At 39.1% G+C, this 12266-nt stretch carries 16 protein-coding genes and 1 pseudogene; 9 read left to right on the top strand and 8 right to left on the bottom strand.

Translation table 11 applies throughout. The annotated features are described in order from the left end of the window. Nucleotides 1-548 (top strand): hypothetical protein (locus BGC07_RS00545; RefSeq protein ID WP_201258076.1); only part of this gene is annotated, 548 nt, incomplete at its 5' end. Nucleotides 549-648: 100 nt separating this feature from the next. Here the strand turns inward: BGC07_RS00545 and BGC07_RS00540 are convergent. From BGC07_RS00540 to BGC07_RS22880, 4 genes are all read right to left on the bottom strand, one after another. Next, nucleotides 649-1110 carry a hypothetical protein gene (locus BGC07_RS00540; RefSeq protein ID WP_069311551.1) on the bottom strand — a complete coding sequence of 154 codons (462 nt, stop codon included), beginning with the start codon at nt 1108-1110 and terminating at the stop codon, nt 649-651. Between the two features lie 30 nt (nt 1111-1140). Beyond that, a complete protein-coding gene (locus tag BGC07_RS00535; protein WP_139121557.1) occupies nt 1141-1362 on the bottom strand; it encodes a hypothetical protein in 222 nt (73 codons plus the stop codon). Between the two features lie 13 nt (nt 1363-1375). After that, nucleotides 1376-1753, bottom strand: coding sequence for a hypothetical protein (locus BGC07_RS00530; RefSeq protein ID WP_139121556.1), 378 nt, complete (start codon nt 1751-1753; stop codon nt 1376-1378). A 151-nt stretch (nt 1754-1904) separates the two neighbouring features. Further along, nucleotides 1905-2039 (bottom strand): hypothetical protein, encoded by a 135-nt coding sequence (locus BGC07_RS22880; RefSeq protein ID WP_268801580.1) that lies wholly within the window; start codon nt 2037-2039, stop codon nt 1905-1907. Nucleotides 2040-2480: 441 nt separating this feature from the next. Here BGC07_RS22880 and BGC07_RS20325 point away from each other — a divergent pair, with 441 nt between their 5' ends. Next, entirely contained in the window at nt 2481-2654 is a 174-nt protein-coding gene (locus BGC07_RS20325) for a hypothetical protein (RefSeq protein WP_158006808.1), read from the top strand. A 773-nt stretch (nt 2655-3427) separates the two neighbouring features. After that, entirely contained in the window at nt 3428-4102 is a 675-nt protein-coding gene (locus BGC07_RS00525) for a class I SAM-dependent methyltransferase (RefSeq protein ID WP_158006807.1), read from the top strand. Nucleotides 4103-4148: 46 nt separating this feature from the next. On the opposite strand, the gene dcd is transcribed toward BGC07_RS00525, so the two are convergent. The 3 genes from dcd to BGC07_RS00510 all read right to left on the bottom strand — a co-directional run bounded on the left by dcd (nt 4149) and on the right by BGC07_RS00510 (nt 6706). Next, nucleotides 4149-4715: a dCTP deaminase gene (gene dcd / locus BGC07_RS00520; protein ID WP_069311547.1), complete on the bottom strand. Its 567-nt coding sequence runs from the start codon at nt 4713-4715 to the stop codon at nt 4149-4151. 5 nt (nt 4716-4720) lie between these two features. Continuing rightward, the gene (gene apbC / locus BGC07_RS00515; RefSeq protein WP_069311546.1) at nt 4721-5812 is read right to left on the bottom strand and encodes an iron-sulfur cluster carrier protein ApbC; all 1092 of its coding nucleotides are present in this window, start codon (nt 5810-5812) and stop codon (nt 4721-4723) included. 75 nt (nt 5813-5887) lie between these two features. Beyond that, the gene (locus BGC07_RS00510; protein WP_069311545.1) at nt 5888-6706 is read right to left on the bottom strand and encodes an undecaprenyl-diphosphate phosphatase; all 819 of its coding nucleotides are present in this window, start codon (nt 6704-6706) and stop codon (nt 5888-5890) included. A gap of 118 nt (nt 6707-6824) precedes the next feature. On the opposite strand from BGC07_RS00510, the gene BGC07_RS00505 reads away from it, so the two are divergent. Both BGC07_RS00505 and BGC07_RS23720 read left to right on the top strand, forming a co-directional pair. After that, entirely contained in the window at nt 6825-8801 is a 1977-nt protein-coding gene (locus tag BGC07_RS00505; protein WP_069311544.1) for a cation:proton antiporter domain-containing protein, read from the top strand. A 113-nt stretch (nt 8802-8914) separates the two neighbouring features. After that, nucleotides 8915-9118, top strand: a pseudogene (locus BGC07_RS23720) (MFS transporter); the annotation flags it as partial. Here BGC07_RS23720 and BGC07_RS22875 read toward each other — a convergent pair. Further along, the gene (locus tag BGC07_RS22875; RefSeq protein ID WP_268801579.1) at nt 9083-9211 is read right to left on the bottom strand and encodes a hypothetical protein; all 129 of its coding nucleotides are present in this window, start codon (nt 9209-9211) and stop codon (nt 9083-9085) included. The pseudogene BGC07_RS23720 and the gene BGC07_RS22875 overlap by 36 nt on opposite strands. Between BGC07_RS22875 and BGC07_RS00500 the strand changes: the two genes are divergently transcribed. The 4 genes from BGC07_RS00500 (at nt 9210) to BGC07_RS00485 (ending at nt 11916) form a co-directional block, all read left to right on the top strand. After that, nucleotides 9210-10190, top strand: coding sequence for an MFS transporter (locus tag BGC07_RS00500; protein WP_235602804.1), 981 nt, complete (start codon nt 9210-9212; stop codon nt 10188-10190). The two genes, BGC07_RS22875 and BGC07_RS00500, sit on opposite strands and share 2 nt — an antisense overlap. 493 nt (nt 10191-10683) lie before the next feature. Continuing rightward, nucleotides 10684-11238 (top strand): MFS transporter, encoded by a 555-nt coding sequence (locus BGC07_RS22870; protein ID WP_069311543.1) that lies wholly within the window; start codon nt 10684-10686, stop codon nt 11236-11238. Nucleotides 11239-11245: 7 nt separating this feature from the next. After that, nucleotides 11246-11737 (top strand): MFS transporter, encoded by a 492-nt coding sequence (locus BGC07_RS23715; protein WP_077216667.1) that lies wholly within the window; start codon nt 11246-11248, stop codon nt 11735-11737. Next, nucleotides 11701-11916 (top strand): hypothetical protein, encoded by a 216-nt coding sequence (locus BGC07_RS00485; RefSeq protein WP_139121555.1) that lies wholly within the window; start codon nt 11701-11703, stop codon nt 11914-11916. Before BGC07_RS23715 ends, BGC07_RS00485 begins: the two co-directional genes overlap by 37 nt. The last annotated feature ends 350 nt before the right edge of the window (nt 11917-12266 follow it).

The raw sequence follows: 12266 nt of genomic DNA, 5'->3' as shown, positions 1-12266 counted from the left end.
AATACTTTTCTGATATTAAATTTAGAAATAATGCTAGTAGACTCATTGTAAAAAACAACCTCTCAACAACAGATTCACCATGCCCTGGGGGAAATACTGTTACCATATTCTATGATGGCTACCAACAAAAAAAGATATTGCCAGGGTTACAAGCTGCAGTGAACTCAGGCTTTTCTAAAGCACCTGGCTTAGGCGTGCAAATTAATAACTGGTATTGGACTAAAAATAAGATGCCAATCTCTAAAGAGTCAGGCAAACAGAACCCAGACAACTCAGGAGCTCAAATTATCATTGACCAAGTAAAATGTAAAATAATAAGTAAAACTAAGGCTTGGTATGGTCTAGGTATAGAAACATATTTAGTCGCAAATGTAACTGCTACAAAAGATCCTGCAACTGGGCAGTGTGAACTTACTATTAGTAAGAACAATTATACTAATGCTGTTACACCACAGTGTTGTGCACCACCATTGAACCCAAGCTGGTCCTCCTGTCAAGATGGACAACAAGGACAAACTAAAACTGGACAACAATGGCCACCAAAATAAATAGAAACTTATTTAACATTAACATCTGTTATATTGCTTAAAGAGCATTAACTTTGTAACCGTGCGGTAGCTTAACCTATTATGTTTTCATTAAAAAGTATCACAAAACAGCTTTTAAAGATGCTTTTCTTTTTATAACATACATTATTAACAGCAAAAACGAGTAGCAGCATAATGCTGAAAATCCAGAAAAAACTAACAGTAACGGAGGTTGCATCACTTTAATTATTAATACTCCACATAAAGGAGCAAAAATCATCATTGTATTTTGGATTGACTGAAAATTTGTCGACATTACAATCGCTGCGCTCTGAGTGTGAGAAAATATATAAGATGAACTAGTAATTTGCACTACGGTTGCAATAATTCCAGTCAATAAAAATAGAGGTAATATCATATACTTAATCCACCCCGTGCTGATTAAAACTAAACCACTTGCTATAAAAATTACCGAAATCAACATTCCTAAAAATATCAGCTTTTGTATTTTAGTTTTTTTAGTTGATTTCAATAAATATAATCCAGCTGCGCCATTACCGACTGCTGCTGAAGCAACAGCCATTGAAAGACGACTTTCGATAAACTCGAACTTTTAAAAATCAACGGCAATAATTCGTTTGTCATAAAAATAAGTGAAAAATAAATAGCCGTAGGCACATAAAAGACTATAGAAGTTACAAGCTCTAGACTTAATCTCTTGAAGGTTGCCCTTGCCACCCAGATGACTACTGACTCTATTGCTTTTTTCATTCAACTGCTGTTTCATAGAAATAATAGGCAAAATAGCACGTAAGCACAATGTCGCACTAATCACAAATACTGATTTCTCACCAAAAGCTCCCCCCAAGCAAAGGGGCAAAAATTTTAGAAAAAGTTCCTATTAGGCTCAATGAAGCTGCAATCCTGCGGTTGCCTTTTTCTTGCTCCACACTTGCATAAGCGGCAGAAGCAGGCTGAATAAAACCAACTAAAATCGAGCGACAAAAAATAATCATTAAAATAACGGCCATAGAATCAGCAAAGACAAGCATAAATGTTATAACGGCTCTCATTAGCGTCGTTAACAATAAAACCGATGAGAGGGAGTATTTTTCTAAGCAATACCGATATACTTTTATCAAAAACACTTGAGGCGCTGCCATCGTAATACTCGCCACAACAACCCACAGCGCACTACTATTCAATGTATAAGTTACATATGTCAAAATCGCTATAAAATCTAACCACGATCCCATGTTCTCAAGAACGAAAAAAACCTAATACTGCAGTGTCTTTCCCTTTCATCCACAACTCGAAATTTTCTATGTATTACATAGACAGTCATCATAAATAACCATTTGGCGTCAAACTTAACAATTAAATATGAAGATGGATATCTTCGTCGCCTTCAGAAAAGCAAGGGTCGGCAGGAATCAAGCTTAAGCTGTCTGCCTTCTTTACTTCTTCAATCGTTAAATTAACACAGGCTCTGACTTTTTTTGCTCCCTTCACCTCTTACCTTTAAAAAATTTATAAATTTATCCTCTATAAAATTTCCTATCTTTAAAAGCATTGCCCTTCCTATTGGACATCAAACAACGTTGTTAAAATTACCATAAATTCAGCATCAACAATGTAAATCTTATGTAAACTTAGTGATAGTTTTTAGTTTTATATTAACCAAAGCAGGTTTTATTATTGTCTATATTTGGCAATGTCATTTCATTGTGAAAATCACCCATATCTATGAAACGGGTCAATAAAGTTATTAGCTCACTTAAACATGCCTAATCACCATAAATAAATATTGGTTCTATCATCACCAAAGTTTTAATAATACTCACTATCCCAATTTTCTTTACATAAATCTCTTGGCCTTCTTTATATTTTATAAAATATAAATTATGTTAATTTAACCCTTTAATAAATAAATAAAAACCAAAGGAGACCCTTATGCCCTTTATTCGTGGTGGTCATAACTTTTATACAGATCAAGGCTTTCGAAATGCTGTACTAGATCATGCAGGAAAGCAGGGTTTATTTGAAATTCCAGCATTCATGATAGATGCAAATATTTATTTAAATGGTGGATATAACTTCCCGAAAAAAAATGAGTTCTCACAATAGTGAGACCAATACGATTGAAAGTAGATCATTTTCTTCTCGACATGATCCAGCAAAAAATAACTATATAGCTAATACTTATCTCTCAACAAACGCACCCCACCAGATTAATTTGCCCGATGTTAACTCATTAACAATGCGACCATTGACATTAGTTTCTGTTCACAGCAACTCTTTATCCTTAGAAAGCAGCCCGACAACGAACCATATACATCAAAGCAGTTGCCCTGGCCAACGATTTTTAAACCCAAATACAGATAAAAATCGATACATAAAGAAATGTTCGCGCGAGATGGAAAACCTTTTGAGAGGGCAAACCTCTTTCTGGAAAAGCTTTGACAGCCAGTATCCACAATACTCTGTAAATAATCAAGCAACAATCCTAATCAACACTGACAGTCAAACCACTAGTAACGGTTCTGAATGTTGCATCATATTGTAACACTACTGCGAGCTTTATCTGCGCTCGCAACTTAAAACTATAACTATACGACAATCATCCTTTATAAAAATAGGCAGCCGAGTACACCTGCTACTTTCGGGAGTCGGCTCATAATAAAGCCCCTATTTCTAGCGATTATGTTTTTATTTGTGAGTATTTATTCGAGCCTCAAAAGGCATTTCCTAGGAGAAAAGTGAAATTAGAGATAACATTAAGACTATTATCAACATTAGGGTCCATTAATCAAGTTCAATGAGCACCATCCACACAGATTTAGAATATGAAAAAATATTCAAATTATTTGCTAAATTTCCTGAAAATAAAGCAGCAATTATTGCTTTTATCAAAAAAATCTATCTATAATCAATTAATAACGAAAAATAATTTCTTAGACATTGGTGCTGGACCAGGAAAGCCATTACTCGCATTATCTCCTCTTTTCAAATCGACATTAGCTATTGAACCTAAGCAAAATTACTATGATCAGCTGGTTAAAAAAGGCGTTAATGTCATTCAGTCAAACTTTCAAGATACTCTATTAAAGCGCAAATTTGACCTCGTGCTTTGCTGTCATATGCTCTATCATGTCCCCATCAAAGAGTGGCCCTGCTTTCTTGAAAAACTAATTCATTCTATTGCAGCCGACGGAATTGCCATTATTATAATCGGCGCAAACCGTGGCAAACATGCCGAATTATGCTCCTCTGTGAATCCTAATTACCAAAACAGTGGACCATTAAAACTATATCTCGACGAAAAAGGCTGCAAATATCAAACCACACAAAGTTATGGTAATTACACGACTGATAACTTTGATGATATGTACACAATTTGTCGCTTTTCAGTTTTAGAAGACGCTTTGAATCATGATCAATATTCAGCGATGAGCAAAGAAGAAAAGCTTAAGCTAGACTCATTGATCGCAGACTATGTAACAACATTAAAAAACCCATTCTATAACGCTTACATGCTGCAAATAGATTTAGATTTTATTATCATCAAAAAATAAGCTGCTATAAAAAAGCAGCTTATCAAGCATATATAACCTTATAAATTTATGTTTTAGGGAGTGTTACCCCTCGTTGTCCTTGATATTTCCCAGCTCGATCTTTATAAGAAGTCTCGCAGGTTTCGTCAGATTCAAAAAAGAGCATTTGTGCGACACCTTCATTAGCATAAATCTTTGCAGGTAATGGCGTCGTATTCGAAAACTCTAAAGTGACATGCCCTTCCCATTCAGGCTCTAATGGCGTGACATTAACAATAATCCCACAACGTGCATAAGTTGACTTACCTAAACACACAGTGAGTACATTGCGAGGAATACGGAAATATTCAACCGTTCTTGCTAATGCAAATGAATTGGGTGGAATAATGCAGACATCAGACTCCACATCAACAAAACTATTACTATCAAAGTTTTTAGGATCAACGACCGCTGAATTAATATTTGTGAAAATTTTAAATTCACTAGCACAGCGTACATCATAACCATAGCTTGATGTACCATAAGAAATAATGCGCTCACCATGATAATCACGTATCTGTCCAGCTTCAAATGGCTCGATCATGCCATACTCTTTGGACATGCGTTGAATCCAACGATCAGACTTAATACTCATAATGCTTACTCCACAACAATATTTGAAAAGTGGTGACTAAAATCTTTCGGCTGCAATGAAAGCTTGGCAGCAAAACGTCGAGCAATATCACGATAAGCCTCACTAATTTCACTTGCAGAACCCTCAAGCACGATCGGTTGGCCATGATCAGCACCTTGGCGAATTCGAATATCCAGCGGTAATTGCCCGAGTAATTCACCTTCGAACTCATCTGCGAGATGCTGCCCACCCCCAGTACCAAAAATCGCTTCTTCATGCCCACACTGGCTACAAATATGTGTACTCATGTTCTCAATGATACCCAGCACCGGCACATTAACCTTATTAAACATATGCACGCCACGGCGTACATCAATTAAGGCAATATCTTGTGGGGTTGTGACCATAATCGCACCGGATACAGGAATTTTCTGTGACATCGTCAACTGAATATCGCCAGTTCCAGGAGGTAAATCTAAAAGCAAATAATCCAGGTCTTTCCAGCGTGTATCTTGCAATAACTGTAATAAAGCCCCAGTTGCCATCGGCGCACGCCAAATCACCGCTTGGTCTTCTAATAGGTAGCCAATGGACATGGTTTGCAAACCGAAACGTTCAACCGGTTCAATGCTTTTTTTATCTTTTGACTCAGGATGCGTATTCGCACCTAGCATATGCGGCTGGCTTGGCCCATAAATATCAGCATCGAGTATACCGACTCGAGCGCCTTCTTTTTGCAAAGCCAGGGCAAGATTTAACGCTGTTGTCGACTTACCGACCCCGCCTTTACCCGAAGCAATTGCGATAATATTCTTAATGCCTTTTACACGCTTTAAGTTTTGCTGAATGCGGTGAGTCTGAACACGCTGATCAAGATTCACAACGAGTGATTTAAAGGCACATTCACGCTGATTAAGCTGGCTATTCAATGCTTGTTTAATTTGGTCTTGCATTATTGGATGGAGACTCTGGCAAGGGTAGTCCAAGCAAAGATCAACTCTCAGTTCATCACCTACTTTCTCAACACTTACTAAACGCTCTGCCCAAGGCTTGCCTGTGGATGAGTCCTTGCACGTTAAAAGGATCTCTTTTATTTTCTGCTCGAGCTGCTTTATCATTACCCCTCCCCCTTAAATTCCCAAGAACTATACCAGGTTTGCCGGTAACAACAAAACATCTTCAAGTGTCATCCTCTAACCATGCGTTAAAAGTAAGGCAATCAAGATAAAGCCCAACAAAAACCGATAAAGCACGAACGGCATAAAGCCGATTTTCTGTATCCATTTCAAGAACAGGTGAATGCACAATAACGCACTGATGAAAGCGACAAAAGTAGCGATACCTAACATTGCCAAGTCAATACTCACTGCCGAAGTCACTAACTTATAGCACTGTAATAGTGAGGCAAGAATAATCACAGGAATAGCGAGCAAAAATGAAAAACGTGCTGCACAGTCCCGACTTAAACCCAAAAAGAGACCTGCCGTCATTGTCACTCCTGAACGTGAAGTGCCTGGAATCAAAGCAAAAACTTGCGCCAGCCCTACCCAGCAGGCCACACGCCAACCCAACTTAGGGGATTCTTTGCCCTGCTTCACATAAGACTGAGCATATGCATCAGAGCACCACAACAGCACCCCAAAGCCAATCGTTGTCGCTGCAATCACCCAAGCTGAACGCAAGTAAGCTTCAATCAAAGAGTGTGCGAGCACTCCCACCAAGGCCACAGGAATCGTCGCCATGATAATCGCCAAAACAAGACGCGCCTCTGAATTAATAGACTTATCGCGCATAGCAATAATACAGCCTTGTGACAATTGCTTTAAATCGTTAGAAAAGTAAAAAATGATTGCTAATAAAGTACCAAAATGAACAGCTACATCAAAGACAACTCCTTGATCTTGCCAGCCTAAAACCTCACTTGGAATAATCAAATGCGCAGAGCTAGAAATTGGTAGAAACTCAGTAACTCCCTGTATCACAGCCAATATTAACCATTCGGTGACTATCATTTACCCACTCACTCCAACACACCTAATCCTCTATAAACTCCAGCATACTGGATTCATTTTCACAAAGCACTCTATTTGATTTCTATACTTAAAGTTAGAGGGGACGTTGGGGGCATGAATGACATCTGTTGTTTTCACACAACTACTTGCGCTACTTGGTGCATCGATCGGTGTCATCTATCTGTTTCATCGCCTAAATTTGCCCTCTGTTTTAGGCTATTTAAGCGTTGGCTTGTTTGCTGGTTTTATTTTAGACCATACCAGCCTACTTCAACTAAAAGACATGCAGGTCATTGCAAAATTTGGCGTTGTTTTTCTGCTTTTCTCCATTGGCCTACAGTTACCGATCCGGCGCTTACTTGCAATGAAAAGTGCGGTTTTTCTACTCGGTGGCCTGCAAGTTGTGATTACAACCCTCGTCGCCTGGGGCATTGCCGCACTCACCCCACTATCAACCACCGCCGCCTTTGTCGTTGGTGCCGCTGTGGCGCTCTCTTCAACCGCATTGATCAGCAAAACTCTCTCAGATTCAAAAGAGCTGAACACCCCATTAGGCCGCTCAGCATTCGGTGCAATTATCTTTCAAGATATGATGGTCGCTCCGTTATTGATCATCATCACAGCACTTGCTGAAACCACAGGCAATGAAAGTGTTTGGTTTAATATCAGCTTAGAAATGGTCAAAGGCGCAGCAACTCTCATTGTACTTTATTTAATCGGTCACTGGATACTCTCCCCTTTATTTGCAGCGATTTCAAAAACACGTTCTAGTGAGCTTTTCATGCTCACCGCTTTATTTACAGCCCTTGCTGCGGCTAATTTCACTGAAATGATGGGCTTATCTAAAGAACTCGGCGCATTTTTAGCCGGTGTCTTGCTTTCAGGCACTCCGTACCACCATCAAGTTGAAGCCGACATCCGACCATTTAAAGATTCCTTACTCGGTTTTTTCTTTATCAGTGTTGGCATGATGGTCGATATTGACCTATTGCCCGTTGTCTGGAAGCAAATTATCCTTGTTGCACTTGGGCTGATTGCCGTCAAATTGATATTAACCACTCTGATTTGTCTTGGCCTACGTATGCATAATGGTCGAGATTCCTTGCGTATTGGCATATTACTCGCCCAAGGTGGGGAATTCAGCTTTGTTTTAATTGCGCTAGCCAGCCAAATTAACATATTGAACCCTATTGACGACCAAATACTGTTAATGAGCTTTATTTTTAGCATGATTGTCTCGCTATTAATCATTTACAGTTACGACAAACTCAAAAATTATTTTCCAGAACCCAACCTACCCACACAGCCACTTACAAATAATAATGAAGAGTTAAGTAGCCATGTTGTTATTTGTGGCTTTGGACGTACAGGACAGCAAATTGCTCGCATTTTAGCGTCTGAAGGCTTTCAGTACGTTGCCATTGACTCAGACCCCGTTCGAGTCAATCAAGCAGCATTAGCCGGTGAGAATATTATTTATGGCAATTCCTCGCATGGGGGGATACTAGACGCATCAAAATTACGCTCAGCCAAAGCATTAGTCATTACCTTTGCCGATAACGATGCTGCAACAGCCATTACCAACTACGCCCATAAATCTTCCAATAAAATCGATATTCTAGTTCGTACTCATAACGATGATGATTACAAAAACTTCATCGCCCTGGGTGCAACAGAAGTCATTTCGCGTACTTCTGAAAGTAGTTTACTGTTAGGTTCCCACCTACTACTATTACTCGGCGTTCCTCGTTATCGTGTGATGCGCTGGAGCTTCGATACTCATCAAAGTCGCTACAGCATGCTCAAAGGCTTTTTTCAAGCCGGAGATTCTTCTGAACAGCATGACGAGCCTGATAGTGAGCGCGAAAGCCTCCAGTCTTTCTTCTTACCTCCTCGCAGCTATGCGATTGGTAAAACACTTGCAGAACTCAACTTGAGTCAGTATGAGGTCATCGTCACCGCATTAAGACGAAATGGTATCCGTTCAGAAGACCCACCTTCGGACACTAAGCTAAAAGAAAACGATATCATTGTATTATATGGTCAAGCGAATGCCATAGAAAATGCTGAAGTCAAGTTAATAACTGGCAATTGAATCGTTAAAATTTATTAAAATATTCATCATTATTTAACCCTTTAAGATTTAAGTTTGCTTAGCACCTCAATCCATTATAGATTACTACAATCTTTAACTTCTAACGTGGATTAATGATGAACAAACTTACAAAAGAAAACTGGAAAGTGATTCTACTTTCTAGTCTCGGGGGCGCGCTCGAATTTTATGACTTCGTAGTTTTCGCTGTTTTTGCAGCCTATATCGGCGAAAATTTTTTCCCACACCAAAACCCCACATTAGAATTAATCGCCGCTTTCTCTTTATTTGCCGTCGGCTACCTTATCCGCCCACTTGGTGGTATTATTTTTAGCCATTTTGGCGATAAAATAGGACGTAAAAAAACGCTTTACTGTTTCCATCTCTTTAATGGCCATCAGTACATTACTCATGGGCCTCATTCCTTCTTACCAAAGTCTAGGCATCACCGCCACACTTATTTTCGTATCCTTGCGTATTATTCAAGGTCTTGCCATTGGTGGAGAAATACCAGGGGCAATCACATTTGTCACAGAGCACATTAAAAACCGCCCAGGGCTGGCTTGCAGTATGATTTTTTTATTTATTAATACAGGAATTATTCTGGCTGATGTTGTTCACGCCCTTATTACTTCTCATCTTAGCAGAGCTGAAACCAGCGCTTATGGTTGGCGTATTGCCTTTATACTCGGTGGAATCCTTGCAATCATCAGCTATTTTTTAAGAACTCGACTTGAAGAAACTCCAGCGTTTATAAAAGAACGTGAAATAACACATAAAGTACCACTTTATCACTTATTACGTAGGCATTTACCTGCTGTTATTGCCGGGATATTATTAACAAGTCTAGGTGCCAGCATCGTCAGCATTCTTTATCTTTATATCGTCAGTTACTTGCAAACAATTAATCACTATCCTACAGACCAAGTCACAACACTCACCCTCGCAGGACTCATCAGCTTTTCCCTAGCTATTTTTATCATTGGTGCTTTATCAGACTATCTAGGTAGAAAAAAACTTATTTTGTTAGGTTCTATGCTGTTTATTGTGTTTAGCCTAAGCTTTTTTAAGATGATTGTTAGTCATTATGACTACCTGCTCATTTGGTTTATTCTTTGGGGCATTATTTCAGGTTTAATTACAGGCTGCTTCCCTTGCTTACTCGCTGAAATTTTCCCTGTTAATGTACGTTACTCAGGCGTTGCTTTCTGCTATAACGTCGGCTTTGCCATCTTTGGCGGACTCTCTCCGCTTGCAGCCTCGCTATTGATTCACCGCACTCACAATCTTAGCACTCCAGCGTGGGTACTCATTGCCACAGGTATATTTTCTCTTATTGGCTTAATTATTATACAACAGTCAATAAAGCATCATAAAATTCAGACTGATTAGCTTAGAGGATAAGGTGTGGGCGGTTGGGATACCGCCCGAGCTTGCTTAGTGTGGGCTTAGTCTTAATGTAGTGTCCCTACAACTTCCATAGTCAAGACCTGCTTCTTGCGACGATGCTTTAATCACCCATTCTGGTCATCCGTGCCATCCTTGCACCCGCATCATAATCACTCCTGTGATCAAACCGCCACTCCTTAGCGATTGATTACAATCTAACACACGAGGCTTTATCTGCAATAAATCAAAAAGCACCAACTATCGTGTAAAAAATAACCCATATCAATAAAAATAAAGATATATCAATAAGTTAATAATAAAAATTAATAAACCCAAAACACCAAATTCAAGATATTCCTACACGCCTGTAAGAAATATCTCACACACTGACTGGATAAATATCACATCACACAAGACACAAGCCTTATAGGGCATTGACTGACGGAGAAGACAGGATAAACTAGCAAAAATCGAAACGCTAAATAAAGACATACTCATGGATAGAAAATCATTGCCCATTTTATTAATCGCCTGGATATTTGTCATCTACGAATATGCGGTAAGGGTCTCCGATAGTGTGATACTACCAAGCTTATCAGTTCATTTAAGCTTAAGTGCTGCTCAATTAAGCGGGTTATCCTCAGCATATTACATTTCCTATGTTCTATTTATGATTCCCGCAGGCATACTCATTGACCGCTATGGATTACACCGCACTTGGCTTATCGCCATCAGTTTGCTGATTTTAGGATGTGTCTTATTCGCCTGGGCGCCTAGTCTAACCGTATTAATTATTGCTCGCATACTCATGGGTCTAGGCTCTAATTTTGCTGTAATTGGCACACTTGCCCTTAGTATAGGCTTCAAGCGCAAAGGGTTATTAATTGGCCTAACGATGGCTTTTTGCATGTTCGGCGCTTTTTTAGGTCAAGGTCCCTGGTTATTCATTACAAATATTTTAGGCCACTGGCAACTCACCTACTGGCTCGCTGCAGCTATTGGTTGTATTTTACTGATCGTATGGGCCATTATAGGAAAAAAAGTCGACTGAACTCAATATAAAGGCTGGGGTCCTACACGTCTGGCAAACCTTTAAGCAATTATTTTCATCTCCCACTTTCCTGCTTATTGCTATTTACGTGGGTTGTTTAAGTAGCCCCCAAACAGCATTCTCAGCACTCTGGGCCCCTACTTTCTTGCATAAAACCTACCAACTTTCACCAGAATCATCCGCCTATTTAACCTCATTGATTTCAATTGGAGGCTTATTTGGTGGAATTGCTCTTGGTTACCTGAGTGACTGCACAAAGAAAACTCCATTATTGCTTATGCTATGTGGTTATATCGCAGCGTTTTGCATGTTTTTAATTCTGCAAGGTCAACTCTCTTATTTTGGACTTGCTTTTGTGCTTTTAGCTGTTGGCTTTATCACGAATGCGAGTGTCATCGTTTTGCTTATATGGGACAATATTTTTCGAGATCCCCCCGAGCAACGGTCCAAGCGTCAACAAATATGTTTAATATGGGAGGCGGCCCTATTTTTCAAATGATTGTAGGCAGTTTAATCTCTGGCTTAAGCGGTGGGCATTTAATTAATCATGCAACACCTGACCAAATGAAAGAATCACTCTACCTCATCCCTTTTGCCATATTAATCACAAGCGCCTTACTCATTATTGTTCATACGAAAGAGTCGACAAGAAAATACAAAGAACAAACGTTAGGCTAAAGCATGCATGTGTATATTAGTTCGCAGATAGTCTCATTACTGACCAGATAGATTTTATTTTTATTTAATATTTTCTAAAGCAGACTTAATAGAGAAATCATATTCTTTTAATTTAGGATTGTAATATTTTGAGAATTTCTTAAAGTCAATTCTACTCGGATTACCATTAACTAAGTTATTAAAGTATGTAAAGCCCCCACTTTTATGTCAGTGCTAAAGTGGAATTTCTGTGCTTTTCATTTCTCATTTTTTTAAAGTTAATTGGCGATAAATTCGCAAGTGACTCATGAGGACGTTCATTGCTATACTGCTCAATCCATGGCCCAGTAATCTCTCCTGTACCTCTTCGG

This window comes from Piscirickettsia litoralis (assembly GCF_001720395.1).
In the GTDB taxonomy this organism is placed as follows: domain Bacteria; phylum Pseudomonadota; class Gammaproteobacteria; order Piscirickettsiales; family Piscirickettsiaceae; genus Piscirickettsia; species Piscirickettsia litoralis.
The sequence above is the reverse complement of the archived record's forward strand: the minus strand, read 5'-3'. Positions and strand labels throughout refer to the sequence as shown.

Excerpts from the sequence above, each read along its gene's own strand:
- BGC07_RS00540 (WP_069311551.1), bottom strand. The coding sequence starts at position 1,110 with ATGGCTGTTGCTTCAGCAGCAGTCGGTAATGGCGCAGCTGGATTATAT.
- BGC07_RS20325 (WP_158006808.1), top strand. The coding sequence starts at position 2,481 with ATGCCCTTTATTCGTGGTGGTCATAACTTTTATACAGATCAAGGCTTT.
- dcd (WP_069311547.1), bottom strand. The coding sequence starts at position 4,715 with ATGAGTATTAAGTCTGATCGTTGGATTCAACGCATGTCCAAAGAGTAT.
- apbC (WP_069311546.1), bottom strand. The coding sequence starts at position 5,812 with ATGATAAAGCAGCTCGAGCAGAAAATAAAAGAGATCCTTTTAACGTGC.
- BGC07_RS00510 (WP_069311545.1), bottom strand. The coding sequence starts at position 6,706 with ATGATAGTCACCGAATGGTTAATATTGGCTGTGATACAGGGAGTTACT.
- BGC07_RS00505 (WP_069311544.1), top strand. The coding sequence starts at position 6,825 with ATGACATCTGTTGTTTTCACACAACTACTTGCGCTACTTGGTGCATCG.
- BGC07_RS00500 (WP_235602804.1), top strand. The coding sequence starts at position 9,210 with ATGGGCCTCATTCCTTCTTACCAAAGTCTAGGCATCACCGCCACACTT.
- BGC07_RS22875 (WP_268801579.1), bottom strand. The coding sequence starts at position 9,211 with ATGAGTAATGTACTGATGGCCATTAAAGAGATGGAAACAGTAAAGCGT.
- BGC07_RS22870 (WP_069311543.1), top strand. The coding sequence starts at position 10,684 with ATGGATAGAAAATCATTGCCCATTTTATTAATCGCCTGGATATTTGTC.
- BGC07_RS00485 (WP_139121555.1), top strand. The coding sequence starts at position 11,701 with ATGTTTAATATGGGAGGCGGCCCTATTTTTCAAATGATTGTAGGCAGT.